Raw genomic sequence first — 24,604 nt, 5'->3', positions numbered from 1 at the left:
GGGAAAATGTTTGAACTCGTAGACAGCGCTCCAGCTAGTGCAGTTATCAAGGTCATCGGCGTGGGCGGCGGCGGCGGTAATGCTGTCAATCACATGGCGAAAAACAACATTGAAGGCGTTGAGTTCATCTGCGCCAACACGGATGCTCAAGCCCTGAAAAACATCGGCGCGCGTACCGTGCTGCAGTTGGGCACTGCGGTGACCAAGGGTCTCGGCGCTGGCGCCAACCCAGAAGTCGGTCGTCAGGCAGCGATGGAAGACCGCGAGCGTATCGCTGAAGTGCTGCAAGGCACCGACATGGTCTTTATTACCACTGGCATGGGCGGCGGTACCGGTACCGGTGCAGCCCCAGTCATCGCTCAAGTTGCCAAAGAAATGGGCATCCTCACCGTTGCGGTGGTGACCCGTCCGTTCCCGTTCGAAGGCAAGAAGCGCATGCTGATCGCCGAAGAAGGTATCCGCGCACTGTCGGAAAGTGTCGACTCGCTGATCACCATCCCGAACGAAAAACTGCTGACCATCCTCGGTAAAGACGCCAGCCTGCTGTCGGCTTTCGCCAAGGCTGACGATGTACTGGCCGGTGCCGTGCGCGGTATCTCCGACATCATCAAACGTCCGGGCATGATCAACGTCGACTTCGCCGACGTGAAAACCGTGATGAGCGAAATGGGCATGGCGATGATGGGCACTGGCTGCGCCAGCGGTCCGAACCGTGCACGTGAAGCTACCGAAGCGGCGATCCGTAATCCGCTGCTGGAAGACGTCAACCTGCAAGGCGCGCGCGGCATCCTGGTGAACATCACTGCCGGTCCTGACCTGTCCCTGGGTGAGTACTCTGACGTGGGTAACATCATTGAGCAGTTCGCTTCCGAGCACGCCACCGTCAAGGTCGGTACTGTGATCGATCCGGATATGCGCGACGAGCTGCACGTGACTGTAGTTGCCACGGGTCTGGGTGCGCGTATCGAGAAGCCGGTCAAGGTTATCGACAATACTGTGCAAGTTTCTGCCAGCACTGGCAGCAACGCAGCAGCCCCGGCGCGTGCCGAGCAGAGCGTTAACTACAAGGACTACGAGCGCCCAACCGTTCAGCGCCAAAGCCACGGCGGCGCAGCCACTGCGGCTAAGCTGAACCCGCAAGATGACCTGGATTACCTGGACATCCCAGCGTTCCTGCGTCGTCAGGCTGATTAATGAAATGTATCAGGAGTATTGGGGTGATTGGTGTTCAGCAAAGGCCGGTTCTGCTATCATCGCCGGCCATTGTTGAAAACTATTCGCAACTAGTGCTATAGCGGCCAAAGCCATGATCAGACAACGCACCCTGAAGAACATTATCCGCGCCACTGGCGTCGGCCTGCATTCCGGGGAAAAGGTATACCTGACCCTGAAGCCGGCACCCGTGGACACCGGTATCGTGTTCCGTCGTACCGACTTGGACCCTGTCGTGGAAATTCCCGCGCGTGCAGGCAATGTTGGTGAAACCACCATGTCGACCACATTGGTCAATGGTGATGTCAAGGTGGATACGGTAGAGCACCTGCTTTCGGCCATGGCTGGCCTGGGCATCGATAACGCCTACGTCGAGCTCTCCGCATCCGAAGTACCGATCATGGATGGCAGCGCGGGTCCCTTTGTATTCCTGATTCAATCTGCTGGTTTGCAAGAGCAGGACGCCCACAAGCAGTTCATCCGTATTCTTCGTGAAGTCACTGTTGAAGAGGGCGACAAGCGCGCCACCTTCGTGCCTTTCGAAGGGTTCAAGGTGACCTTCGAGATCGATTTCGATCATCCGGTGTTCCGCAATCGCACCCAGTCAGCCAGCGTTGATTTCTCCAGCACCTCGTTTGTGAAAGAAGTCAGTCGCGCGCGTACCTTTGGTTTTATGCGTGATATCGAGTTCCTGCGCTCACAGAACCTGGCGCTCGGCGGCAGCGTAGATAACGCCATCGTGGTAGACGAATTCCGCGTGTTGAACGAAGACGGCCTGCGTTACGAGGACGAATTCGTTAAGCACAAGATTCTCGATGCGATTGGCGACCTCTACCTGCTGGGTAACAGCCTGATTGGCGAGTTCAAAGGCTTCAAATCGGGGCACGCGCTGAACAATCGCCTGCTGCGCACTCTGATTGAGCAGCCTGATGCTTGGGAGGTGGTCACGTTTGACGACCCCAACACCGCGCCAATCTCTTACATGCGCCCGGTTGCGGCCGTGTAAAGCAACACTCTCCTTACTTTGTTTTCGAGGCCACCTTCGGGTGGCCTCTTTTTTGCCTAAATTTTAGCGGCTATCCATGCGCTTATTCAGTGGGCTTGCCGTGCTTGGCGAGGCGCTCCAGCGCCGCGCGTAGCTTGGGGTCGCTGATGCCTTCAGCAGTGGATTGGATGTTTTCGGCAGCGCTGCTGGATAGGCAGATTGTGCGATCCGGTGCACGCCTTTCGGCAGTCGGAGGTTGCACCTTGAACAGGATCTTCGTTAAGGTCGCGAACTCTTCAAGGGCCTGCAGTTGTTTCAACAAGCGTTTTTGTTGATAGCGCAGGCGCGTGGCCCAGTGGCCATCGGTGATGATTAATAGCAGGCAACCCTCGCGCCATGAGGCTACATGGCAGTGTTCGCGAGCAGCAGGTTGCAGCTGGCTTTCCAAGAGGTGCTGCAGGCGATCAATGCGTTGCGCTTGATTGAACAGTGCCTTTAGGGGTTTCGCTTCGCGCAACAGCGCCGCGGGAGCCCGGGCCGGCAAAGGACGAAAAGTCATGGCAGGACGCCTGAAAAAGTGAGGTTGCCATGGTAGCAGAATCACTGCTGCCGACTGACGCTTCACCACTAGGGGAAGGCCGTGCACATCATATTACTCAGTCGGCACCACGGTGCTGCACGTTCACTCAGTCTGGATCTGCGCTGGTTATTGCTGGCGTTGCTGCTGGCGCTCGGCGCGGCACTGGCCAGTGGCGTAGCTGTTGGTGCCTGGTGGGCACCTGCGACGGTTGAGGTGCATGATGACACCCAGCTCAATCAGGCGATTGATCAGCAGCGTGCCGAGGTCGGCGAAGTACGCCGTGACGCGCAGCGGCAGTTGGATGCCTTCGCTGTGCATGTGGCCGAGCTGCAGGCGCGTCTCACTCGTTTGGATGCCCTGGGTGCGCGCTTGACCGAACTGGCGGACCTGGATGCCAATGAATTCGACTTCTCGCTTAACGTGGGGCAGGGCGGTGCGGAGGATGCATTGGGCGACGCTGCGTATGCGCCCCCGCCTTTTATGGACGAACTTGATCGCCTGAGTTTACGCCTGGATAGTCGCGAGCAGCTGCTTGAAGTGCTGGAGCAACTGATCGGCGAGCGTCAGCTCAACGAGGCCGAATACTTATCTGGCATGCCGGTGCGTCATGGCTATATGTCTTCGCCATTCGGTCGTCGCGTGCACCCGCTCACCGGGCGCAATACTCAGCACAAAGGGGTGGACTTTGCCGCCAAGCCAGGTAGTGATGTGGTAGCGGTTGCGGCTGGAGTGGTGAGTTTTGCGGGGAAGAGGTCGGGTTATGGCAATGTTGTTGAAATCAGCCATGCCGATGGGTACACAACCCTGTACGCGCACAATAAAAGCAATCAGGTGCAGATTGGTGATCTGGTTCAGCGCGGGCAGACGATTGCCAAGGTTGGCCGCAGCGGCCGTGCCAGTGGTTACCACGTGCACTTCGAAGTTACTAAGAATGGCCGGCTGGTCAATCCGGCCAGCTACATAGCCCGGGTTAACGACGTCGAATAACGCCGCTTTCCTCGTTTGCGTTTCCGGGTAGAATGCCCCCTTCGCACGCAGCCATAAAGGCTGCATGGGTCGCTGCTCAGCCGCCCTCAATCCATACGCCTGGAAGATCCTGTCGATATGTTTGCGCCTTTGTTGAAGAAACTCTTTGGAAGCAAGAACGAGCGTGAAGTCAAACGCATGCTCAAGGCGGTACAAGCCGTCAACGGCTTCGAGGAGCAGATGCTTGCCCTTTCCGATGAGCAACTGCGTGCCAAAACGGAGGAGTTCAAAGCCCGTCTGGCCAAAGGCGAAACCCTCGACCAGCTGCTCGCCGAAGCCTTTGCGGTAGCCCGCGAAGCCGGCAAGCGGGTGATGGGCATGCGCCACTTCGACGTGCAGTTGATTGGTGGTATGACCCTGCATGAAGGCAAGATCGCCGAGATGCGTACTGGTGAGGGTAAGACCCTGGTAGCGACCCTGGCGGTGTACCTCAATGCACTGGCCGGCAAGGGTGTGCACGTGGTTACGGTCAACGATTACCTGGCCCGTCGCGACGCCAACTGGATGCGTCCGCTGTATGAATTCCTCGGTATGAGCGTGGGTATCGTGACCCCCTTTATGCCGCCGGAAGAGAAGCGTGAAGCCTACGCTGCCGATATTACCTACGGCACCAACAATGAATTCGGTTTCGATTACCTGCGCGACAACATGGCCTTCAGCCTGGAAGACAAATTCCAGCGCGAGCTGAATTTCGCCGTAATCGACGAAGTTGACTCCATTCTGATCGACGAAGCGCGCACCCCGCTGATCATCTCCGGCCAGGCCGAAGACAGTTCGCGCCTCTATACCGAGATCAACAAGCTGATTCCGCGCCTCAAGCTGCATGTTGAGGAAGAAGAGGGCGTGGTCACGCAGGAAGGCCACTACAAGGTCGATGAGAAGGCTCGCCAGGTCGAATTGAACGAAGCGGGCCACCAGTATGTTGAAGAGATGCTCACCGAAGTCGGCCTACTTGCTGAGGGCGAGAGCCTGTATTCGGCGCATAACCTGGGCCTGCTGACTCACGTCTATTCGGGCCTGCGTGCGCACAAGCTGTTCAACCGTAACGTTGAATACATCGTGCAGAACAACCAGGTACTGCTGATCGACGAGCACACCGGCCGCACCATGCCCGGTCGTCGTTTGTCCGAAGGTCTGCACCAGGCGATCGAGGCCAAAGAAGGCCTGCCGATCCAGGCCGAGAGCCAGACCCTGGCCTCGACCACCTTCCAGAACTACTTCCGCCTGTACAACAAGCTGTCCGGTATGACCGGTACTGCGGATACCGAAGCTTTCGAGTTCCAGCAGATTTATGGCTTGGCAGTGATCGTGATCCCGACCAACCGTGCGTTGGCGCGTAAGGACTTTAACGACCTGGTCTACCTGACTGCGGAAGAGAAGTACGCCGCCATCGTCACCGACATCAAGGAAAGTATGGCGCTGGGTCGTCCGGTGCTGGTCGGTACGGCCACCATCGAAACTTCCGAGCACATGTCTCGGCTGCTTAATCAGGAAGGCATCGAGCACAAGGTGCTCAACGCCAAATTCCACGAGAAAGAAGCGGAAATTATTGCCCAGGCCGGTCGTCCGGGCGCGCTGACCATTGCCACCAACATGGCCGGTCGTGGTACCGACATCCTGCTGGGCGGCAACTGGGAAGTTGAAGTTGCCAACTTGGAGAACGCTACACCTGAGCAGATAGCGCAGATCAAAGCCGATTGGCAGAAGCGTCATCAGCAGGTCATCGAGTCGGGCGGCCTGCATGTGATCGCCTCCGAGCGTCACGAGTCGCGTCGTATTGATAACCAGCTGCGTGGTCGTGCCGGTCGTCAGGGTGACCCGGGTTCCAGCCGGTTCTACCTGTCGCTGGAAGACAGCCTGATGCGCATCTTCGCCTCGGATCGGGTGAAGAACTTTATGAAGGCCCTGGGCATGCAGTCCGGTGAAGCCATCGAGCACCGGATGGTCAGCAACGCCATCGAAAAGGCCCAGCGCAAGGTTGAAGGTCGTAACTTCGACATGCGTAAGCAACTGCTGGAATTCGACGACGTGGCCAACGAGCAGCGCAAAGTGATCTATCACATGCGCAACACGCTGCTGGCTGCCGACAACGTCGGCGAAACCATTGCCGAGTTCCGCCAGGAAGTGCTGGATCACACCATCAATCAGCACATCGCGCCGCAGTCGCTGCCTGAGCAGTGGGATATCGCCGGCCTGGAAGAGGCGCTGTACAGCGGTTTCAACCTGCGTCTGCCGATTCAGCAGTGGCTTGATGATGACCACAAGCTGTACGAAGAGACCCTGCGTGCGCGCATTCTTGAAGAGCTGGTCAGCGCCTATAACGAGAAAGAAACCGAAGCCAGCGCTGAAGCCCTGCGCACCTTCGAGAAGCAAATTCTCCTGCGTGTCCTCGACGACCTGTGGAAAGACCACCTGTCGACCATGGATCACCTGCGCCACGGTATTCACCTGCGCGGCTATGCGCAGAAAAACCCCAAGCAGGAATACAAGCGCGAGTCCTTCACCCTGTTCCAGGAACTGCTGGATTCGATCAAACGCGACACCATTCGCGTGCTCTCGCACGTGCAGGTACGTCGTGAAGATCCGGCTGAGGAAGAAGCGCGTCTGCGTCGTGAAGCCGAAGCCATGGCCGAACGCATGCAGTTCCAGCATGCCGAAGCCTCGGCCCTGCTGCCGCAAGCCACTGAAGAAGAGGGTGATCTGGCGGTTGCCGTTGCGCCAGTGCGCACCGAGCCGAAGATCGGCCGCAACGAGCCTTGCCCTTGTGGTTCCGGCAAGAAGTACAAGCACTGCCACGGCCAGGTTAATTAACCCCACCGTGTAGAGCGGGTTGAGCCGACAGTGACGTTGGTGATGCTTGGCCCAGCTTGATTAACGCCGCGAACGGTTTGACCGCTCGCGGCGTTTTACCATCGCAATCAGTCCTACCACCTCAAGGAGCGTTCCCTATGGCTGTTGGTCTTGGCCCGTTGTCTACCCTGCACCCTGTTCCAGGTTTCGAACTGGGCATCGCTTCGGCGGGCATCAAACGCCCAGGGCGCAAGGATGTGGTAGTGATGCGATGTGCCGAAGGCTCCAGCGTAGCGGGTGTGTTCACCCTCAATGCGTTTTGCGCCGCACCGGTTATTCTGGCCAAGAAGCGTGTGCAAGGCAGCGTGCGTTACCTGCTGACCAACACCGGTAACGCCAACGCCGGCACCGGCGAGCCGGGCCTAGCGAATGCCATGCGCACCTGTGCCGCCCTGGCTCAGTTGACCGGCGTGGATGAGGGCGCTGTGCTGCCGTTCTCCACCGGGGTGATTGGCGAGCCGCTGCCGGTCGAAAAGATCGAGGGCGCGCTGCAGGCTGCTCTCGACGACTTGTCCGAGAACCATTGGGCAGAAGCTGCCACCGGCATCATGACCACTGACACCCTGCCCAAAGGGGCCAGCCGCCAATTTGTTCACGATGGCGTCACCGTCACCGTGACTGGCATCAGCAAGGGCGCCGGGATGATCCGGCCGAACATGGCGACCATGCTCGGCTATATCGCCACTGACGCCAAGGTTGCGCGCAGCGTGCTGCAGGACCTGGTGCGTGACGCGGCGAACAAGTCGTTCAACCGCATCACCATCGACGGAGACACCTCGACCAACGACTGCTGCATGCTGATCGCCACTGGCAGGGCCGCTCTGCCAGAAATCACCCAGGCCAGCGGCGACCTGTTCGCCAAGCTCAAGGAGGCCGTGTTCGGTGTCTTCATGGAGGTGGCCCAGGCCATCGTGCGCGACGGTGAGGGCGCGACCAAGTTCGTCACCGTGCAAGTCAACGGCGGCGCGACCCATCAGGAATGCCTGGATGTCGGCTACGCGGTAGCCCATTCGCCACTGATCAAGACAGCGCTGTTTGCCTCCGACCCGAACTGGGGCCGTATTCTCGCCGCCGTCGGTTACGCCGGTGTGGCGCAGCTGGATGTCAGTCTGATCGACGTGTTCCTGGGTGATGTGTGCATCGCCAGCAAGGGCTGCCGCGCGGCCAGTTACACCGAAGAGCAGGGCGCCGCAGTGATGGCCAAGGAAGAGATCACCATCCGCATCGAGTTGGGCCGTGGTGGCTGCAGCGAGACCATCTGGACCACCGACCTGTCCCATGAGTATGTGAAGATCAACGCCGAATACCGCACCTGATCGCTCACCTACCTGCTGTTTGACTGCCCGCATTCCCGTTGCTCATGTCCCTATGAGCAACGGGAATTTGCTATTGCGGGAGCCGCCTTTTAAGGTCATGCGACCCTCTCGCAGCGAGCGCAACCCATGTCACTTACTCTGGTTATCGGCGACAAAACCTATTCGTCCTGGTCGCTGCGTGCGGCGCTGGCCCTGGAACTGACCGGTGCGCCCTATGCTGAGCAGCTGATTACCCTGAACCGCCCCGATACCCGCGCGCTCATTTTGCAGCACTCGCCGACCGGCAAGGTGCCGTTGCTGATCAGCGACGACGGCGCCATCTGGGATTCCCTGGCGATTGGCGAATACCTGGCCGAGTGCTTTCCCGCTGCCCAGCTGTGGCCGCAAGCCCGGGCTGCCCGCGCGCTAGCGCGCAGTGCCAGTGCCGAGATGCACAGCGGCTTTGTTGCGCTGCGCAGCCATCTGCCGATGGACCTCAAACGCAATCAGGCACTGGCTGAGATACCGACCGATGCCATGGCCGATATCCAGCGCATCTGTGCCCTGTGGGCCGAGTGCCGGCAGCGCTTTGGTCAGGGCGGCGGCTTCCTGTTTGGCCAGCCAAGTCTGGCCGATGCCTTCTTTGCCCCGGTTGCAGCGCGTCTGCGCAGTTATCAGGTGGCGCTGCCAGCAGAAGCTGCCGCCTATGTCGACACCATCTATCAGTGGCCGGCGTTTCAGCGCTGGTACCAAGCCGCCCAGGAGGAACATCTGGCGTGAAACGTATTCATGTAGCCGCTGCAGTTATTCGCGGTGTGGATGGGCAGATTCTGCTCGCCAAACGGCCCGAAGATAAGCATCAGGGCGGCCTCTGGGAGTTTCCCGGTGGCAAGGTCGAAGCCGGTGAGACGGTTCAGTCAGCCCTGGTCCGCGAGTTGGACGAGGAACTCGGCATCCGCCCCAGCGCCGCGCGGCCGCTGATTCAGGTGCGCCACGACTACCCGGACAAGCAGGTGCTGCTGGACGTCTGGGAAGTCTCGGCGTTTACCGGCGAGCCCCACGGCGCCGAAGGCCAGCCGCTGGCCTGGGTCAGCCCTCGGCAATTGGGCGACTATGAATTTCCTGCAGCCAATCGGCCGATTGTCGCGGCGGCACGTTTGCCCGAGCGTTATCTGATCACCCCCGAGGGGCTGAGTGGGCCAGAACTGCTGCGCGGTATTCAGGCTGCGCTGAAAAGCGGTATTCGTTTGCTGCAACTGCGTGCCCCGGCGATGTTCGATGCGCAGTATCGTGATATTGCCGTAGATGCACTCGGCTTGTGCGCCGGCAAGGCGCAGCTGATGCTCAAGGGCCCGCTGGAGTGGCTGGGCGACTTTCCCGCAGCAGGCTGGCACCTGACGGCGCAGCAGTTGCGCGAATTGAGCGCTGGTGGTCGACCGTTTCCAGCGCAGCGCTGGCTGGCGGCCTCCTGCCATTCGGCGCAGGAGCTGGAGCTGGCCACGCAGATGGGCGTGGATTTCATCACCCTATCTCCCGTGCAAGCCACCCAGACCCATCCCGATGCGCAGCCGCTGGGCTGGACGCAGGTTGCCGAGTTGCTGCAGGGCTTCAATCAGCCTGCTTATCTGCTGGGCGGCGTTACCCCGGCCGATGTAGAGCAGGCCTGGCAGGTCGGCGCCCAGGGCGTGGCGGGTATTCGCGCGTTCTGGCCCGAGTGAGTCCGTTTATGCGTCTGCTTGATCGAGTGCATTGATGTCTGTTGAAGCCCGTTCCCCGTCCAACATGCGCCCCAGCACCCTGCATCTGCCGCGTGGCAACTGGGCGACGGTGTTCGAATGCTTGTGCGCGCACTTTCCGGCAATTACTCCGACGGTGTGGCAGGAGCGGATTGCCCGGGGGCGGGTGCTGGACGCTCAGGGGCAGCCGCTCGGTATGGCGGCGGCTTATCGCGAAGGGCTCAAGGTACATTACTTTCGTGAGGTGCCGGCGGAGACGCCGATCCCCTTCGAAGAAACCGTGCTGCATGTTGATGAACACCTGCTGGTGGCTGACAAACCGCATTTCCTCCCTGTGATGCCCGCCGGTGAATACGTTGAGCAGACCCTGCAGGCGCGGTTGGCCAAGCGCCTGGGTAATGCCGACCTGGTGCCGCTGCACCGGATTGATCGGCACACCGCAGGCCTGGTGCTGTTTTCCACCAATCGGCAGAGCCGTGGTCAGTACCAGGCGCTGTTTCGCCTGCGGCAGATGGACAAGTGCTACGAGGCGCTGGCGGCGGCTTTGCCGCAGCTGGATTTTCCGCTGTTGCGGGCAACGCGGTTGGAGGGCGCTGAGCCGTTTTTCCGCATGCAGGAAGTGGCCGGGGAGGCCAATACGGAAACCCGCATCGAGGTTGCCCAGCGTCTGGACGAGCACTGGCTGTACCGGTTGTACCCGGTCACGGGCAAGAAACATCAGCTGCGCGTGCATTTGGCCGCGCTGGGCGCGCCGATCCTCAATGATCCATTCTATCCCGAGGTCAGCGATGCGCCCGATGCGCCGGATGACTACAGCAAACCGCTCAAGCTGCTGGCCAGGGGGCTGAGCTTTATCGACCCTCTGACCGGCGAACGGCGCACCTTCGAAAGCCAGCTCAGTTTGCTCTGAAGGCTTAGGGTGGATGGCGCGTTACCCATCCACCAACCGGTAAAGGTGAATTAAAACAAGGTCATCCTCCCTACGCGGCGATACGCTTAGCTTTGTGGTTCTTTGGGCGCTGCCTGCCAGAGCACTTCAGCAATCCCTTGGCGTTTGGCGATCAGCCGCGCCGCGACAAACAGCAGGTCAGACAGTCGATTGACGTAGGCCAGACCGACGCTGCGAATCGGCTCCACCGCATTCAGGTGTTGGCAGCGCCGCTCGGCGCTTCGGGCCAGGCTGCGGCAAACGTGTGCTTGGGCGATCAGGCGCGAGCCGCCGGGCAGGATGAAATTCTCCAGCGGGCCGACTTCTTCGTTCCAGCGGTCGATAGCGGCTTCCAGGCGCTCGATTTCCGGCGTCTGCAGGGCTTGATAGTCGGGCATCGCCAGTTCCCCGCCAAGGTCGAACAGGCGGTGTTGGCAGGGTGCGAGCACCTCAATGATTTCATTCAATCCGGGGCACTGGGCGGTGTGCTCGGCAAGGTCAGCCAGCAGCAGACCGATGTGGCTGTTCAGCGTGTCGACCTCGCCCATGGCATCCACCCGAGGGTGGTCCTTGGTTACGCGGCGGCCATCGGCCAGGCCTGTTTCGCCGGCATCGCCGGTGCGGGTGTAGATTTTCGAGAGGCGGTAGCCCATGTTCAGAGACCTGTGTCTGGGGTGGCGGTGGTCATAGGCAGGCGCAGGGTGAAGCAGGTGCCCTGGCCGGCTTTGGACTGCACTTCCATCTGCCCTTTGTGGTTGTTAGTGATGATGAAGTAGGACACTGACAGGCCAAGCCCCGTGCCCTGGCCGACTTCCTTGGTGGTGAAGAACGGCTCGAAGATGCGCTTGCGCACCGATTCAGGCATGCCTACACCATTGTCCTCCACCTGGATTTCTGCCCAAGGCGGCGCCAGACGGACGCGCAGGATGATCTGCCCAGGCGTCGAGTTATCGTCGCGCTGGTGAATGGCCTGGGCGGCGTTTTTCAGCAAATTGAGCAGGACCTGCTCCAGTTCATTGGCGGTGGCCGGCACGGCGGGCAGGTCCGCGGCAAACTCGCGCTGGATGGTCAGGCTCTTGAAGTCGAAACTCTCGGTCAGGTCGAAGTCATTGCTGGCGATCTCGACTGCCTGATCAACCAGCGCCGGCAATTGGCATGGCGCCAGCTGGCGGTCGCTGCGGCGGCTGAAGTTGAGCATGTGGCTGACGATCTTCGCGGCACGGCTGCCTGCTTGTTGAATACCGTCGAGCAGGCGCGGAATCTCCCGCGCATTCAGGTAACGGTCGATGGCCTCCAGGCTGATGCCGGCCTGATCGGCCTGTTCACGGTTCTTTTCCAGCTCCGGTGACAGACGCCGGCGGATGTTCTGCACGTTATGCAGAATGGCGCCCAGCGGGTTGTTGATCTCGTGCGCCATACCTGCGGCCAGGCCGCCGACGGACAGCATCTTCTCTGACTGCACCATCATTTCTTCCAGGTTGAGACGCTGGGTGATGTCGTCGATGCGGATCACCACCCCTCGGCCGCTGCCGCCCGTCAACGGGTAGAAGGTCAGGGCGAAGTGACGTGGTTGCTCGCTGTTACCCCAGGTGACCCGCTCGATCTTTTCCACCTGATGCTGTTCCACGGTGCGCCGCAGCTGCACCAGGAAAGGCTTGAGCGGTGGGAAGGCAAGGAAAATCGGCTGGTTCAGGGCTTCGTCTAGGCGGGTGCCGGAAAGGCTGCTGGCCTCCTGGTTCCATTGTGTGACGTAGAACTGTTCGTCGAGGGCAATGAGCGCCGAGGGCATGGAATCGATGATGCTGTTGAGGTACTTCTGAAAGCCGGTGAGCTTCTTCTCGATCTTGCCGCGTACCTGCACTTCCAGCTCCAGTTTACGGTTGGAGTGGCGGGTTTCTTCGGCCAGATGCTGGGCTTGGTCGAACGCTTCCTGGGCGTCATCACGGGCACGTTTGAGTTGCTGCTCACGCGCCTCGATGCGCACCAACATGGTGTTGAATGCGTCGGCCAGGTTGCCGATTTCATCGCGATTACCCCGGCGTGCGCGCAGGGCATAGTTCTCTTCACGGGTGACCTGGCGTGAGAGCTCTTCCAAGCGGCGAATAGGGCGGGTGATCAAGCGGCGCACCTGGCGTGACACGATCAACCAGAGCAGCACGCTAAAGGCCAGAATAACCAGGCTGGCGGTCAGGGTGCCGGTGTAGAACACCCCTGGCAGCTCACTGGAGGCCACCAACAACAGATGACCAGGGTTGCCTGTGGCCTGCGGCAGCTCGACGAGCTGGCTGATACGGAATTCGCTGTGGCGCCATGATTCCACCTCTTCGACGCGCGGCGGCAGTTGCAGCTTGGTGCCGCGCTGCAGCTGTGCCAGGTTCAGTCCCTCGGCGTCATAGATCACGGCCGCGCGCAGCGGCGCGTAGTCATCCAGGCGGCGGAGTAGCGCTTCGGCCGCTGCTGGGGTGCTTAATGCTTCCTTGCTCAATGGCGGGCTGGCAATCAGCCGGCCGAGGGTGTGCAGGGCCTGAGGGGCCACACTTTCCTGAGAAATCCAATAGGCGGCGCTGATGAACGCCAGGTTGGCCACCAGCAGCACTGCCGCGAGCAAGGCCAGCAAGGCGACCAGCAGTTTGCGACCGACCGGTAGGTTTTCGAGGCGCTGACGCAGGGGCATGGTGGGCTATCACGGCGACGGAAGTGCGGGCAGGTTAACGCGGGCCTTAGTGGCTGGGCAATCCGCGTGCAGCAAGGTGCGCCAGCAGCTGGCTGTGCAGTGCCTGCAGATGCGGCAGTACCAGTTGGTGGCGCTGTGCGGCGTCACAGGCATAGCCCAGCAGGTAGGCGATTTCCGTACGACGGCCCTGGCGGACATCCTGGTGCATGGACGAATAGTTGGCGGCGGTGGCCTGAATCACACGTTGCACGTCGTCATGCAAGTTCTCGGCAGCGGCGCTGTGGCCGCAGGTGTGCAGCAACTCGCTCAGTTCGCTGCACAGGCACGCCACTTGCGCCGGGTGTGCCTGTAGCTCGCCATTGCGGCAGTCATGCAGCACGGTCAGTGGATTGATGGCGCAGTTCAGCGCCAGCTTGCGCCACAGCCGGCTGAGAATATCCAGGCTCCAGTCGTGAACAATGCCGGCGTGCTGCAAGTCTGCCAGCCAACTGGGCGGCTGCAGATTCTGTGGGTCACCGAGCCAAGTGTGGCCGTGGCCAGCAAACACAACCTGGAAATCGGCCTGACGAAACGCGCCTTCGGTACTGGAGGCAAAGATGCAACGTGCCTGGGGCGCCGCGCGGGCGACTTCGTCCTGGCTGCCCAGACCATTTTGCAGCAGGAGGATTTCGGCACCCGGCGCCAGGCGTGACGCCAGTTGGCTTACCGCGTTAGCCGCGTCATAAGCCTTACAGGCGAGCAGTAGGCGCTGGATCGGCTGGCGATGATCGGGTGTTTGCGCAGGGACGGGATAATGCTGTGGCTGGCCATGCTCAATCAGCGTCAGCCCGCCGGCCTGTTGATAGCTATGCAGGCGCGCCGAGTCACGCAGGATCAGCTCTACTGGCAGGCCGGCTCGCGCCAGACGTGTCGCCCATAGGGTGCCGAGGCTCCCCGCACCGAGGATATGCCACATGCTGAACGTGGCTTATTGCGGTAACGACAAGCGCAGGGCAGTGACCAGCCCGGTGCTGTGTGATTCGGGCAGGATTCTGGTCGCGTTATCGATGATCTGTTCTGGGGTGATGGGGAGGCCTTTGGCATCCAGGCCCACCAGGCTGATACCCGCTTTGAGGCTGATAAATCCTTCGCTGGTCTTGAAGGCTTTGAGGTTGATGCCTTCATGCAGGCGCTTGAAGCTGCTGGGCGAGCATTCGTGCAGGTCGGTCAGCAAAGTAATCAGGCCGAAGTGGCTTTCATCCAAGCGCACCAGAACATCCAATGGCCGTACCAGCTGCTGCAGGCGGCGCGCCACGCCGGTGAGCAGTTCGTTGTAGAAGGTGTCGCCATAGCGCTGGTGCAGCTCGTGCATGTCTTGCAGACCAATCAGCAGGTAACACAGCGCACCGCCACGCGATTCCACCTGGCGCAGGCTGTCGAGCATCTTCTGGTGCAGGTAGCGGCTATTGCCCAGCCCGGTAAGCGGGTCGATAAGGTTGCGTTGTTCCAGGCTGGCAATGTTTTCGGTCAGTAAGCGGTTTTCCTGCAACAGACGTTGCAGGGTGTTGCACAGGCGATCGGCCGCATAGACGCGTGGCACCAGTTGCTCGTTCATCGCGGCCTTACTGATGAAGTCATCGACACCGCTGTCGAAGGCTTCGCCCAATACGTTTTCGCCTTCCTTGCCGGTGAGCAGGATGACGTAGGTGTAGTGATGGGCCATTTCATCAAACTGGCGGACCTGCACTGTCAGCTCTAAGCCATTCATCTCGGGCATCAACCAATCGGCGAGCAAGACGCTGGCGGGGCGCTGTTCGAGCAAGCGAATCGCTTCGGCGGCACTGTTGGCAAAACGAAGGTCCTGATAACCCGCCTGGCTAAGCGCGCGCCCAATCATGGCGCTGGAGAACTTGGCGTCATCGACGACCAAAATGCTCAGGTGGGGGTTCGGCATGGGCAGGCTCGCTAGGGGGAAATCGCGTGGGCCCGATACTTCGCCGGGCAGTGTGTGTTGCTACCGCTATATAATGGCCGGGTTTTTTCACCGTCAAGCCAGGCGTGTCCCGTTCGTGATGCAGGGCGCGCCGTCTATCTGGAGTAAGCCCATGCCCTCGTTCGACGTGGTGTCCGAGTTGGACAAACATGAAGTTACCAACGCCATCGACAGCGCCATCAAAGAGCTGGATCGTCGTTATGACCTACGCGGTAAAGGTAGCTTTGAGCTGAAAGAGCTGACTGTCAACCTGACAGCCGATGCGGATTTTCAGTTGGAGCAGATGGTTGAGATTCTCAAGCTCTGCTTGGTCAAACGCAAGATCGACGTACAGTGCCTGGAGTTCAAGGACGCCTACCCGTCGGGCAAGAGCGTCAAGCAGGAAGTGATCCTGCGTGAAGGGATCGAGAAGGATCTGGCGAAGAAGATCGTCGCGCACATTAAGGACATAAAACTCAAGGTGCAGGCCGCCATTCAAGGCGAGCAAGTGCGTATCACCGGCAAGAAGCGCGATGACCTGCAGGAAGCGATTGCCGCTTTGCGTGCCAAGGACTTCGGTATGCCATTGCAGTTCAATAACTTCCGCGATTAATGCATGCGCAATGAACCTTGCCGCTGTTAAAGCGTCGCAACGGTGTTGGTGCAGTAAAAACGCCACGGCTTGCCGTGGCGTTTTATTTTCAAAGGCTTACAAGGATTAACAAATGGATATGAACATCGAACAACTGGTGAAAGTATCAGAGGCCTGGTTGCCAGTGGTGCTGGAATACAGCGGTAAGTTGACTCTGGCGTTGATCACCATGCTGATCGGCTGGTGGCTGATCAGCAAGCTCATCAATAGCGTGGGTCGTTTGCTCAACCTGCGTCAGGTTGATCGGGCCTTGAGCAGTTTTATCTGCAGCCTGGTCGGCATCGTATTAAAGGTGCTCCTGCTGGTCAGCGTGGCGTCGATGGTGGGTGTGGAAACCACCTCCTTTATTGCGGTGATCGGTGCCGCCGGTCTGGCCATTGGCCTGGCCTTGCAAGGTAGCCTGGCGAACTTCGCGGGCGGTGTGTTGATCATGTTTTTCCGTCCATTCCGCGCCGGTGACTGGATTGAGGCCCAAGGTGTCTCGGGCAGTGTCGACAGCATTCAGATCTTCCACACCACGCTGAAAACTGCGGATAACAAAGTGGTGATCGTGCCCAACGGCAGCCTGTCGAACGGCCATATCACTAACTATTCGCGCGAATCCACGCGGCGTGTGGATATCAACCTGGGTATCGATTACTCAAGCGATATCAAGCAGGCCCGTGAGGTGTTGCTGGACATTGCCAAGGACCCGCGTGTGCGTCAGGACCCGGCGCCTGTGGTGTTTGTTACCGGTTTGGGTGATAGCGCGATCAACCTGTCACTGCGCATCTGGGTGGCGACGCCGGATTTCTGGCCTGTGACTTTCGCCTTCACCGAGCAGGCTAAAGAACGCCTAAGCGAGGCCGGTATCGGCATCCCATTCCCGCAGCGGGTGGTGCACCTGGTGCAGCAACCCACTGTCTGAAGGAACGCTGAGTTAGCGACTGGTGGCGTTATAGAGCGTTTTGAACGTGCGGCCCATCGCCAGTTGGTAGTGGTTGATCAGGCTTTGCCAGTCGGCCTGATCCCACGGCGAATGGCGCCGCAGTTGCAGCATGTCGTGCAACGCGGCTTGCTTGCGGGTGAGGCGGCGGCGCGACTTCTCAAGATCGAGCAAGGCGATTTCGCACGATGGCGGCGTATCTGCAGCCTGGATACGCACAAAGATATGTTTTGCATACATGCAGCCATGTTGCTGGCGGGCTTTGTGCAAATTGGCCAGGCTTTGCGCGATCTGCTGCAGCAGTTGCTGGTGTAGAGAGGCGTCTAGCGCCTCTTGAGCATGATGCTCATACCATTCATCGAGAGGCTGAAAGCCCTCCAAGGCTTTGGTCACCAGCAAGGCACGCCAGCCTTCGCGGTTGCGCTCGGCGGCGCAGTAAACGATCTCGGGTACCGCTACACCGGCCTTGAGTGCTCTAAGCAGAGCGTCGCGTTCACGCAGTACCGTCGGCCGCCCCCAAGGGTGAAGCAGGCTGCGGTAGGTGTGCCCGGTTTGCTTTTTGGCGTAGAGCGACTGACCCAGCTGGGTGAGGCGTTGAACACCGCTATAACCACCGCGGCGCTCGTTAGGCTCTTCGACCCATTCACCCTGGGTTTGCCACCAGCTTTCAAAGCTGGGGTAGTGGGTGAGGCGGGTGGCGTTACTGAATGCTACGGTCATGGCCTGCCCTCTTGTTGTGAGCAGGGTAGAGCAAGAGTCTTGCCAGTAATGCTATTGGTGCTGTTCGGTGGCGTTAGTCACGCTTAAATCGCTGGTTTGCAGCCGTTCCCGGCGCCATTGCAGGATGATCAGCAGCAGTGTCGGAATACCCAGCAAGGCAGTGACCAGGAAGAACTGGGCATAGCCGAACTTCTCCACCATTACGCCGGAATAACCACCGATCAGGCGCGGCAACAACAGCATGATCGAGCTGAGCAGGGCGTACTGGGTGGCGGAGAACTTCAGGTTGGTCAGGCTCGACAGGTAGGCGACGAACGCCGCTGTGGCCAGGCCGGCGCTGAAGTTGTCGGCGGAAATGGTCACGATCAGCATCTGCAGGTCAGCGCCCATGCCGGTAAGCATCAGGAACAACAGGTTGGTCGCTGCCGAGGCCGCGCCGCCAATAAACAGGATCGGCAGGATACCGAAGCGCACGATCAGCAGGCCGCCAAAGCCTGCACCAATGAGGGTCATGACCAAGCCGAAGAGCTTACTGACGCTGGCAATTTGGTCCTTGGTAAAGCCCTGGTCGATGTAGAACACGTTGGCCATCACACCCATTACGGTGTCGGACATGCGGTAGGTGGCAATCAACCCGAGCAGCAGGAACGCTTGCCAGCGGTAACGCAGGATAAAGTCGTTGACCGGTGTCAGCACTGGCGCCAGGCCACGGCGCCCCATGGACGACAGGCACAGGGCGCTGAGAATGGTGTAAAGCAGGGCGCGCAGGAAGGCGCGGTCTTCCAATAGCAGGTCAAGCATGCTGGCTTCGCCGTTGATCACGCTGGCGAAGTCGGTGTTGTAGAACTGGGTAAACATCGCCGGTACCGATACCAGCAACACAATCAGTACCAGTACCGAGGCGATCTGGTGACTAAAGCCATAACGCGCAGCGGCCAGTTGCGTGCGCAGTGGCACATCCGGCTCGCGCATCCACAGGCTGGTCAGCAGGCCAGGCAACATCAGCAGGGCAAACAGCAGGTAGGTGCCGGCCCATGCACCGTGCTGATAGAGCAGTGCGGTGGAGCCAAAGCCTTCGGCGAAATACAGTGCGCCGGCGGTGGCCAGCAGGGCGGCGACGCGGTAGCCGGCCATATAGCTGGCGGCCAGCGCGGCCTGGCGGGTGTCGTCGACGATTTCCAGGCGGTAGGCATCAACGGCGATGTCCTGAGTGGCCGACGCAAAGGCCACCAGCACCGCGAGGGAAATCAGCCAGGTCAGGTGCGTCTGCGGATCGCACAGGGCCATGCCAGCGAGGCCGATGGCGATCAGGATCTGTGATAGCACCAACCAGGAGCGTCGGCGGCCCAGTTTGCCCAGCAGCGGCAGGCGCCACTGATCAAGCAGCGGAGACCAGACCCATTTGAAGGCATATGCCAGGCCGATCAGGCTGGCAAAACCAATGGTGTCGCGTGCCACGCCGGCTTCGCGCAGCCAGACAGACAGGGTGGAGAACACCAGCATATAAGGCAGGCCAGCGGCGAACCCTAGAAGCAGCAGCACCAAGGTTGAGGGGCTGGAGTAGGCAGCAATGGCATCACGCCAGCTTTTACGGGGCATTGAAGGGGTATCAGCCTGAGATTGACCTAATAAAGGGCGCACTCTACCCGCTGTGCTCCATTGGGCGCCAGCCATAGCGCGGCATATCCACCCGATCGTTATGGATTTGCACGCCTTCCTCACGTAAACGACTGCGTTGTTCTGTGCCGGAGAGGCTGCCAGCCGGCAAGCTGAGGCGGCCACCGGCAGCAATTACCCGGTGCCAGGGCAGGGTGCTGCCGTCCGGTAGCTGGCTGAGGGTGCGCCCGACCCAGCGCGCGGCGCGACCCAGGCCTGCGTATGAAGCCAGTTGCCCGTAACTCACCACGCAGCCGGGTGGAATCTGCGCCAGCACCGCATAAAGTGCCGTGCGACGCTCGAGCTGGCTTGCTGTTGGCTGGCCTGGCGCGGCATGCTTCGGCACCTGTTCTGGCTCGTTATCCGGCTTTCCCATCATGCTTATACGTACTCTGTTGTGCTTTCTGGTTCTTGCTCTGACCACACCTGTGTGGGCGGACACGGTGTGGTTGAACAATGGTGACCGTCTGAGCGGTGAGATAGTTCTGCTCGATGGCGGCAAACTGGCCCTGAAAACCAAGTACGCCGGCCAGGTGCTGATTGCCTGGAAGGATATCGACACCCTGCGCTCGGAGAAACCCTTGCTGATGCGCCGCCAGGGGCTCGATAGCGAGCACAGCAACCAGCTGGAAGCAGCCGGCAAGGGCATGGTGCGGGTGGTCAGCGACAACACGCAAACCGTGCCGCTTTCCAGCATCAAGCGTCTGATCCCACCGCGCCCGGTACTGCAGGACCGCTTCTGGGAGGGCAATCTGGACGCCAAACTCGATATGAAGCGCGACGACAACGACACCGACGAGTGGAAGCTCAAAAGCAATACGCGTGTGGAGCACGGCCGTTGGCGTCACGTGTTGGGCGGTGAGCTGGAGCGCAAGATTAAGAATGACGCGAAAACCGCTGACAACTGGCAGCTGGAGTACGACCTCGACCGCTTTATCACGGATCACTGGTTCTGGCGGGTGGGGGCAGAGCAGGACGAGGATGAGTTTGCCTTTTTTACTCGCCAGCGTTCGCTGGGCACCGGACCGGGTTATCGCTTCTGGGATAACGAGCTGGGCCGGCTGGATGTGATCGGCCAGTTCAATCGCCTGCAATTGGAGGCCAGTGATGCTGAGCGGTCGTTCAATACCTACTCGCTTGCCTTGGATTACAAGCGTCTGCTGTGGGGTACCCGTCTGGAGTTTTACAGCACAGCCGAGCTGCAATTGCCTGCGATAGAAGAGATTGACTACGTTCTCGACAGTGAAATAGGCCTGCGCTACCGGCTGACAGATTGGGCGCGCCTATCGCTGCTGTATGAGCTGGATCAGGCGCGTGCGCTCGGGCAAACCAGCAGTGAGCGTCGCTATCTGTTGGGTGTGGGGGTCGGCTGGTAGGTCACGCAATGATGAACTCGCGGTGATTCTGTCGGTCAGTGCTTGCTCTGGCGTCGTGCTTACGGATAATGCGCGACCTTCCGCGAACCCGAAGTAGACAATTCATCCCTATGTTTTCCAGAACCCTGCTGTGCCTGGCCCTTTCTGTGGCTGCTACCTCCGCGTTGGCGGATACCGTCTGGCTGAAGAACGGCGACCGCCTGACCGGCAAGATCAAGTTTTACGACGGTGGCAAGCTGTTGCTGGCGACCGACTACGGCGGTGCGATTGCCCTCGACTGGAGCAAGATCGCCACCCTGGAAAGCGATCAGGAACTGCTGATCAAGGAAAATGCCATCGCTGGTGAGCGCGCCAAGTCCCTGCAGCCGGCCGAGCCGGGCAAGGTGATCCTGGCCAATGGCGATGCGCCCAAGACTATCGAGCTCGCCAGCATCAAGCAGATCCTCAAACCCAAGCCATTGGTCGAGGATTTGGTCTGGAAGGGCAATATCGATGCGGCGCTGGACTACAAACGTGCCGAGCGCGACACCGACGACTACGACGTCAGCTTCAAGACCCAGGCTCGCCATGGCCTCTGGCGCCACAACGCGCAAGCCGACTACAACCGAGAGTTCCAGGACGACGTGGTCACCACCGATAACTGGAGCGCCGAATACGCCCTCGACCGCTTCCTGACCGAGAAGTGGTTCTGGCAGGGTCGCTTCGAGTACAAACGCGACATGGTCGAAGAGCTTGAGCGTCAGCGCACCGTGGGTACCGGTCCGGGTTACCAGTTCTGGGATAACGAGCTGGGCGCCTTCTCGGTGGCCGGCCTGCTTAACCGCACAGACTACGAGTACAGCAATGGCGAGAGCGACAACTTCTACGCCGCGAGCCTGAAGTGGGATTACAACCGCTACCTGGTCGGCAAGAGCGTCGAACTGTTCAGCGATGGCGAGGTGGGCAAGCCACTGGCCAACGCCGCTGACTACACCCTGGATGCCGCCGTGGGCCTGCGTTACAAGCTGACCGATTGGGCTTCGCTGAATATGAAGGCTGAGAAGGACCTGGTCAGCGGTGCAGAAGGCGAGCTGGATGAAACCCGTTATAGCCTAGGTTTTGGTGTGGGTTGGTAAGTATTTGGCCGTCGATCTGCTGCGCGTCGGCCCTGCTGCGTTAAAAACAGGCTCGGGATGCCGCTTACGGCTAACGCGCTTTAGCGCGGCCCGAAGGGCAAGTGAAACGAGTAATGCTCATGTACAACAGTACACTCCGCTTCCTCGCCTGTTTTGCCTTGCAGGTCTCTAGCTCGCTAGATCTTGAAAAATTAAAAGCAAAAAAGCCCCGCATTGCGGGGCTTTTTGTTTGCAGCGTGTCGATCTAGCCGATCAGAGACGCAGGCCGCCATCCAGCTCCAGGATCCGACCGGTGTAGTAGTCATTTTCCAGGATATAGGCCACCGAGTGAGCGATCTCGGCCGGTTTGCCCATGCGGCGCAGTGGGATGACCGACGTCATGCGCTCCAGCGCTTCCGGTTTCATGCTGGCAACCATTTCGGTTTCGATAAAGCCCGGTGCTACGCCCGCGACACGGATGCCGTAACGCGCCAGCTCTTTGGCCCAGACCACGGTGTCGGCCGCTACACCGGCTTTGGCAGCCGAGTAGTTAGCCTGGCCGATGTTGCCGGCACGGGAAATGGAGGAGATGTTGATGATCGCGCCTTCGTTCTTCAGCTCGATCATCTTCGCCGCCACTTCACGGGTGCAGAGGAACACACCTGTGAGGTTCACGTCGATAACCGACTGCCACTGCGCCAGGCTCAGTTTGGTGATTTCGCCATCCTTGACCTTGATGGTCAGGCCGTCACGCAGGATGCCGGCGTTGTTGACCAGGCCATTGAGTGCGCCGAAGTCTTCAGCGATCTGTGCCACGGTCTGAGTCACTTGCTCTTCATTGGCAACGTTGCACAGGTAAGCGCGCGCTTCTACGCCCAGCGCCTTGCAAGCCGCCACGGCTTCGTCGAGTTTTTCCTGGTTCAGGTCGACCAGCGCCAGTTTGGCGCCTTTTTCTGCCAGGTACTCAGCCATCGCGCGGCCCAGGCCCTGACAGCCGCCGGTGATGACGATAACTTTATCTTTGAGTTGCATCGCGAGTCCCCTCAAATGGTGTTGTGTGACCTTGCCGGCGGTTAATCTAGGCGCCTCCCGTTCTGTGACGGAATCTATGCAAGGAGTCATAAGGTGAGCGTGAAAGCCGGCAAGCATGCCCGAGAATTGCTGCTCAAGGAATACCGGGGCGTGCTCAGCACCCATTCCAAAGCCATGCCGGGTTTCCCTTTCGGATCAGTGGTGCCCTATTGCCTGGATGCTGACGGTTATCCGCTGATGCTGATCAGTCGCATCGCCCAGCACACCCACAACCTCAAGCAGGATGGTAAATGCTCGCTGCTGGTGGGCGAGCGTGGGGCTGAAGATGTGCAGGCTGTCGGTCGTCTTACGCTGCTCGCCGAGGCGCGGCAATTAGATGACGAGGCGCAGATTGTTGCGGCTGCGCAGCGCTATTACCGCTATTTCCCGGAGTCGCGTGGCTACCATCAGGCCCATGATTTCGATTTTTGGCGCCTGGAGCCCGTGCGCTGGCGCTACATCGGCGGGTTTGGTGCGATTCACTGGCTGGATGAGGTGGCCCAGGCCAACCCCTTTGCCGGCGACAGCGAAATCAGCATGGTTGAGCACATGAACAGCGACCATGCCAAGGCTATCGCTCATTATGTCGAGCTGGCAGGTTTACCCCAGCATGCGCCGGCTGAGCTGGTTGGGGTCGACAGTGAGGGCTTTCACCTGCGGATCGGTCAGGGGCTTTATTGGCTGGCCTTTCCAACATCCTGTAACAGTCCGCTGGAGGTGCGCCAGGCCTTGGTGGCACTGGCCCGCGCCGAAGTCTGGCCGACCGACGGTCAGGCTTCAGCTTGAATTCAGCTCAACACCCCATACTTCAGTCCCATAGGAAGCTGATCTTCCGTTAAGGATCCTTTGATGCGTGCGTTTCTGTTTCTGTTTCTGCTGTTCCCGTTCATTGAATTGGCCCTGCTGATTCAGGTGGGCAGTGCCATCGGTGTCTTACCGACCTTGTTGCTGGTGATTGGTACCGGCATCCTCGGCGCCATTCTGCTGCGCGTTGCAGGGGTGGCCACCGCGTGGCGTGCACGCGAGAAACTGGCCAGAGGTGAGTTACCCGAGCAGGAAATGCTCGAAGGCCTGCTGATCGCCGTCGGTGGTGGTCTGCTGTTGCTGCCTGGCTTTATCAGCGACATCTTCGGCGTGCTCTGCCTGATTCCCTTCACCCGCCGCTTGCTGGTCAACAAGGTGCGTCTGCGCGCCGCCGAACAAGCCATGCGTCAGCGCGCCTTTTTTGACGACCAGGCCGCACGCTCCGGGCAAGTTCGTCCCAATGTGCTGGAAGGCGAATTTGAGCGCCGCGACTGATTTTCGGCTCATAAGAAAAGCCTGTAGATCGTAAAAATTTCACCCTCAGCCCTTGAAATCCCCTTGTGCGCCCTTATGTAGCGGTCACCGCAAGGTTTTCTGTCGTCAGACAGATTCAGACTTCAGCGCTGCGCCTGGCGTAGCGCTACCGGCCTCGCCGGACTTTGCTAACCCGCCGGTGATTGCACCGGCCGCTGTAAACCACCTATTGGGAGAGATCGACAATGAAGCTTCGTCCTCTGCATGACCGCGTCGTAATTCGTCGCAGCGAAGAAGAAAAGAAAACCGCAGGCGGCATCGTGCTGCCAGGTTCCGCTGCCGAGAAAGCCAACAGCGGTGAAATCCTCGCTGTCGGTACTGGTCGCGTGCTGGACAACGGTGAAGTGCGTGCCCTGGCCGTTAAAGTCGGCGACAAAGTGGTGTTTGGCCCTTACTCCGGCAGCAACACCATCAAAGTTGACGGCGAAGACCTGCTGGTAATGAGCGAGAGCGAAATTCTCGCTGTCGTTGAAGGTTGATTTCAGCGCTCCGTCGCTACGAATTCCGCTCTATTTGAACGAATCAAGGAATAACC

General features: G+C 59.8%; 23 protein-coding genes and 1 pseudogene. 15 read left to right on the top strand and 9 right to left on the bottom strand.

Annotated elements, in window-relative coordinates; all coding sequences use genetic code 11:
• Window positions 1-6 precede the first annotated feature (6 nt).
• Both ftsZ and lpxC read left to right on the top strand, forming a co-directional pair.
• On the top strand, window positions 7-1,194 hold the full coding sequence (ftsZ, locus tag ALTER154_RS04670) for a cell division protein FtsZ (RefSeq protein ID WP_160085453.1): 1,188 nt from the start codon (window positions 7-9) through the stop codon (window positions 1,192-1,194).
• 112 nt (window positions 1,195-1,306) lie between these two features.
• Window positions 1,307-2,218: a UDP-3-O-acyl-N-acetylglucosamine deacetylase gene (gene lpxC / locus ALTER154_RS04665; protein WP_090249100.1), complete on the top strand. Its 912-nt coding sequence runs from the start codon at window positions 1,307-1,309 to the stop codon at window positions 2,216-2,218.
• Between the two features lie 82 nt (window positions 2,219-2,300).
• Here lpxC and ALTER154_RS04660 read toward each other — a convergent pair whose 3' ends face one another.
• Entirely contained in the window at window positions 2,301-2,756 is a 456-nt protein-coding gene (locus tag ALTER154_RS04660; RefSeq protein ID WP_160085452.1) for a DUF721 domain-containing protein, read from the bottom strand.
• A gap of 81 nt (window positions 2,757-2,837) precedes the next feature.
• Between ALTER154_RS04660 and ALTER154_RS04655 the strand changes: the two genes are divergently transcribed.
• The 6 genes from ALTER154_RS04655 to ALTER154_RS04630 all read left to right on the top strand — a co-directional run bounded on the left by ALTER154_RS04655 (window position 2,838) and on the right by ALTER154_RS04630 (window position 10,594).
• Window positions 2,838-3,764 carry a M23 family metallopeptidase gene (locus ALTER154_RS04655; protein WP_160085451.1) on the top strand — a complete coding sequence of 309 codons (927 nt, stop codon included), beginning with the start codon at window positions 2,838-2,840 and terminating at the stop codon, window positions 3,762-3,764.
• A gap of 117 nt (window positions 3,765-3,881) precedes the next feature.
• The gene (secA, locus tag ALTER154_RS04650) at window positions 3,882-6,614 is read left to right on the top strand and encodes a preprotein translocase subunit SecA (RefSeq protein WP_160085450.1); all 2,733 of its coding nucleotides are present in this window, start codon (window positions 3,882-3,884) and stop codon (window positions 6,612-6,614) included.
• A gap of 137 nt (window positions 6,615-6,751) precedes the next feature.
• Complete coding sequence (argJ, locus tag ALTER154_RS04645) at window positions 6,752-7,969, top strand: bifunctional glutamate N-acetyltransferase/amino-acid acetyltransferase ArgJ (RefSeq protein WP_160085449.1); 1,218 nt, start codon at window positions 6,752-6,754, stop codon at window positions 7,967-7,969.
• Between the two features lie 126 nt (window positions 7,970-8,095).
• Complete coding sequence (locus ALTER154_RS04640) at window positions 8,096-8,728, top strand: glutathione S-transferase family protein (RefSeq protein WP_160085448.1); 633 nt, start codon at window positions 8,096-8,098, stop codon at window positions 8,726-8,728.
• Window positions 8,725-9,666 carry a Nudix family hydrolase gene (locus ALTER154_RS04635; RefSeq protein ID WP_160085447.1) on the top strand — a complete coding sequence of 314 codons (942 nt, stop codon included), beginning with the start codon at window positions 8,725-8,727 and terminating at the stop codon, window positions 9,664-9,666. Before ALTER154_RS04640 ends, ALTER154_RS04635 begins: the two co-directional genes overlap by 4 nt.
• A gap of 34 nt (window positions 9,667-9,700) precedes the next feature.
• Window positions 9,701-10,594 carry an RluA family pseudouridine synthase gene (locus ALTER154_RS04630; RefSeq protein WP_160085446.1) on the top strand — a complete coding sequence of 298 codons (894 nt, stop codon included), beginning with the start codon at window positions 9,701-9,703 and terminating at the stop codon, window positions 10,592-10,594.
• Window positions 10,595-10,680: 86 nt separating this feature from the next.
• On the opposite strand, the gene ALTER154_RS04625 is transcribed toward ALTER154_RS04630, so the two are convergent.
• From ALTER154_RS04625 to ALTER154_RS04610, 4 genes and pseudogenes are all read right to left on the bottom strand, one after another.
• Complete coding sequence (locus ALTER154_RS04625) at window positions 10,681-11,265, bottom strand: cob(I)yrinic acid a,c-diamide adenosyltransferase (RefSeq protein WP_160085445.1); 585 nt, start codon at window positions 11,263-11,265, stop codon at window positions 10,681-10,683.
• 2 nt (window positions 11,266-11,267) lie between these two features.
• Entirely contained in the window at window positions 11,268-13,286 is a 2,019-nt protein-coding gene (locus tag ALTER154_RS04620) for an ATP-binding protein (protein WP_160085444.1), read from the bottom strand.
• A 46-nt stretch (window positions 13,287-13,332) separates the two neighbouring features.
• Window positions 13,333-14,241: a putative 2-dehydropantoate 2-reductase gene (locus ALTER154_RS04615; protein ID WP_160085443.1), complete on the bottom strand. Its 909-nt coding sequence runs from the start codon at window positions 14,239-14,241 to the stop codon at window positions 13,333-13,335.
• 110 nt (window positions 14,242-14,351) lie between these two features.
• Window positions 14,352-15,228: pseudogene (locus tag ALTER154_RS04610) on the bottom strand (response regulator); the annotation flags it as partial.
• Window positions 15,229-15,370: 142 nt separating this feature from the next.
• Here ALTER154_RS04610 and ALTER154_RS04605 point away from each other — a divergent pair.
• Both ALTER154_RS04605 and ALTER154_RS04600 read left to right on the top strand, forming a co-directional pair.
• Complete coding sequence (locus ALTER154_RS04605) at window positions 15,371-15,850, top strand: YajQ family cyclic di-GMP-binding protein (RefSeq protein ID WP_090249077.1); 480 nt, start codon at window positions 15,371-15,373, stop codon at window positions 15,848-15,850.
• Window positions 15,851-15,962: 112 nt separating this feature from the next.
• Window positions 15,963-16,796, top strand: coding sequence for a mechanosensitive ion channel family protein (locus tag ALTER154_RS04600; protein WP_160085441.1), 834 nt, complete (start codon window positions 15,963-15,965; stop codon window positions 16,794-16,796).
• A gap of 12 nt (window positions 16,797-16,808) precedes the next feature.
• On the opposite strand, the gene ALTER154_RS04595 is transcribed toward ALTER154_RS04600, so the two are convergent.
• The 3 genes from ALTER154_RS04595 to ALTER154_RS04585 are packed head-to-tail and all read right to left on the bottom strand — an operon-like array spanning window position 16,809 to window position 19,566.
• Window positions 16,809-17,534: a lipopolysaccharide kinase InaA family protein gene (locus ALTER154_RS04595; RefSeq protein ID WP_160085440.1), complete on the bottom strand. Its 726-nt coding sequence runs from the start codon at window positions 17,532-17,534 to the stop codon at window positions 16,809-16,811.
• A 51-nt stretch (window positions 17,535-17,585) separates the two neighbouring features.
• Window positions 17,586-19,133 carry an AmpG family muropeptide MFS transporter gene (locus ALTER154_RS04590; protein ID WP_160085439.1) on the bottom strand — a complete coding sequence of 516 codons (1,548 nt, stop codon included), beginning with the start codon at window positions 19,131-19,133 and terminating at the stop codon, window positions 17,586-17,588.
• Between the two features lie 43 nt (window positions 19,134-19,176).
• Window positions 19,177-19,566 (bottom strand): MGMT family protein, encoded by a 390-nt coding sequence (locus tag ALTER154_RS04585; protein WP_160090015.1) that lies wholly within the window; start codon window positions 19,564-19,566, stop codon window positions 19,177-19,179.
• A 1-nt stretch (window position 19,567) separates the two neighbouring features.
• Between ALTER154_RS04585 and ALTER154_RS04580 the strand changes: the two genes are divergently transcribed.
• Entirely contained in the window at window positions 19,568-20,566 is a 999-nt protein-coding gene (locus tag ALTER154_RS04580) for a DUF481 domain-containing protein (protein WP_090249068.1), read from the top strand.
• Between the two features lie 110 nt (window positions 20,567-20,676).
• Window positions 20,677-21,681 carry a DUF481 domain-containing protein gene (locus ALTER154_RS04575; RefSeq protein ID WP_160085438.1) on the top strand — a complete coding sequence of 335 codons (1,005 nt, stop codon included), beginning with the start codon at window positions 20,677-20,679 and terminating at the stop codon, window positions 21,679-21,681.
• Between the two features lie 252 nt (window positions 21,682-21,933).
• On the opposite strand, the gene ALTER154_RS04570 is transcribed toward ALTER154_RS04575, so the two are convergent.
• Window positions 21,934-22,692: an SDR family oxidoreductase gene (locus ALTER154_RS04570; RefSeq protein WP_090249064.1), complete on the bottom strand. Its 759-nt coding sequence runs from the start codon at window positions 22,690-22,692 to the stop codon at window positions 21,934-21,936.
• A gap of 93 nt (window positions 22,693-22,785) precedes the next feature.
• Here ALTER154_RS04570 and ALTER154_RS04565 point away from each other — a divergent pair, with 93 nt between their 5' ends.
• From ALTER154_RS04565 to ALTER154_RS04555, 3 genes are all read left to right on the top strand, one after another.
• Window positions 22,786-23,517: a HugZ family protein gene (locus tag ALTER154_RS04565; RefSeq protein WP_160085437.1), complete on the top strand. Its 732-nt coding sequence runs from the start codon at window positions 22,786-22,788 to the stop codon at window positions 23,515-23,517.
• Window positions 23,518-23,580: 63 nt separating this feature from the next.
• A complete protein-coding gene (locus ALTER154_RS04560; RefSeq protein WP_160085436.1) occupies window positions 23,581-24,030 on the top strand; it encodes an FxsA family protein in 450 nt (149 codons plus the stop codon).
• Between the two features lie 224 nt (window positions 24,031-24,254).
• Window positions 24,255-24,548 carry a co-chaperone GroES gene (locus ALTER154_RS04555; protein ID WP_090249058.1) on the top strand — a complete coding sequence of 98 codons (294 nt, stop codon included), beginning with the start codon at window positions 24,255-24,257 and terminating at the stop codon, window positions 24,546-24,548.
• Window positions 24,549-24,604 lie beyond the last annotated feature (56 nt).

It is taken from the genome of Pseudomonas sp. 9AZ, assembly GCF_902506525.1.
In the GTDB taxonomy this organism is placed as follows: Bacteria; Pseudomonadota; Gammaproteobacteria; order Pseudomonadales; family Pseudomonadaceae; genus Aquipseudomonas; species Aquipseudomonas peli.
The sequence above is the reverse complement of the archived record's forward strand: the minus strand, read 5'-3'. Positions and strand labels throughout refer to the sequence as shown.

What these genes read in the sequence shown, in the direction of transcription:
- lpxC (WP_090249100.1), top strand. Translation starts at nt 1,307, where the DNA reads ATGATCAGACAACGCACCCTGAAGAACATTATCCGCGCCACTGGCGTC.
- ALTER154_RS04570 (WP_090249064.1), bottom strand. Translation starts at nt 22,692, where the DNA reads ATGCAACTCAAAGATAAAGTTATCGTCATCACCGGCGGCTGTCAGGGC.
- ALTER154_RS04625 (WP_160085445.1), bottom strand. Translation starts at nt 11,265, where the DNA reads ATGGGCTACCGCCTCTCGAAAATCTACACCCGCACCGGCGATGCCGGC.
- ALTER154_RS04555 (WP_090249058.1), top strand. Translation starts at nt 24,255, where the DNA reads ATGAAGCTTCGTCCTCTGCATGACCGCGTCGTAATTCGTCGCAGCGAA.
- ALTER154_RS04640 (WP_160085448.1), top strand. Translation starts at nt 8,096, where the DNA reads ATGTCACTTACTCTGGTTATCGGCGACAAAACCTATTCGTCCTGGTCG.
- ALTER154_RS04575 (WP_160085438.1), top strand. Translation starts at nt 20,677, where the DNA reads ATGTTTTCCAGAACCCTGCTGTGCCTGGCCCTTTCTGTGGCTGCTACC.
- ALTER154_RS04580 (WP_090249068.1), top strand. Translation starts at nt 19,568, where the DNA reads ATGCTTATACGTACTCTGTTGTGCTTTCTGGTTCTTGCTCTGACCACA.
- ALTER154_RS04620 (WP_160085444.1), bottom strand. Translation starts at nt 13,286, where the DNA reads ATGCCCCTGCGTCAGCGCCTCGAAAACCTACCGGTCGGTCGCAAACTG.
- ALTER154_RS04600 (WP_160085441.1), top strand. Translation starts at nt 15,963, where the DNA reads ATGGATATGAACATCGAACAACTGGTGAAAGTATCAGAGGCCTGGTTG.
- ALTER154_RS04585 (WP_160090015.1), bottom strand. Translation starts at nt 19,566, where the DNA reads ATGGGAAAGCCGGATAACGAGCCAGAACAGGTGCCGAAGCATGCCGCG.
- secA (WP_160085450.1), top strand. Translation starts at nt 3,882, where the DNA reads ATGTTTGCGCCTTTGTTGAAGAAACTCTTTGGAAGCAAGAACGAGCGT.
- argJ (WP_160085449.1), top strand. Translation starts at nt 6,752, where the DNA reads ATGGCTGTTGGTCTTGGCCCGTTGTCTACCCTGCACCCTGTTCCAGGT.
- ALTER154_RS04630 (WP_160085446.1), top strand. Translation starts at nt 9,701, where the DNA reads ATGTCTGTTGAAGCCCGTTCCCCGTCCAACATGCGCCCCAGCACCCTG.
- ALTER154_RS04615 (WP_160085443.1), bottom strand. Translation starts at nt 14,241, where the DNA reads ATGTGGCATATCCTCGGTGCGGGGAGCCTCGGCACCCTATGGGCGACA.
- ALTER154_RS04560 (WP_160085436.1), top strand. Translation starts at nt 23,581, where the DNA reads ATGCGTGCGTTTCTGTTTCTGTTTCTGCTGTTCCCGTTCATTGAATTG.
- ALTER154_RS04590 (WP_160085439.1), bottom strand. Translation starts at nt 19,133, where the DNA reads ATGCCCCGTAAAAGCTGGCGTGATGCCATTGCTGCCTACTCCAGCCCC.
- ALTER154_RS04605 (WP_090249077.1), top strand. Translation starts at nt 15,371, where the DNA reads ATGCCCTCGTTCGACGTGGTGTCCGAGTTGGACAAACATGAAGTTACC.
- ALTER154_RS04660 (WP_160085452.1), bottom strand. Translation starts at nt 2,756, where the DNA reads ATGACTTTTCGTCCTTTGCCGGCCCGGGCTCCCGCGGCGCTGTTGCGC.
- ftsZ (WP_160085453.1), top strand. Translation starts at nt 7, where the DNA reads ATGTTTGAACTCGTAGACAGCGCTCCAGCTAGTGCAGTTATCAAGGTC.
- ALTER154_RS04595 (WP_160085440.1), bottom strand. Translation starts at nt 17,534, where the DNA reads ATGACCGTAGCATTCAGTAACGCCACCCGCCTCACCCACTACCCCAGC.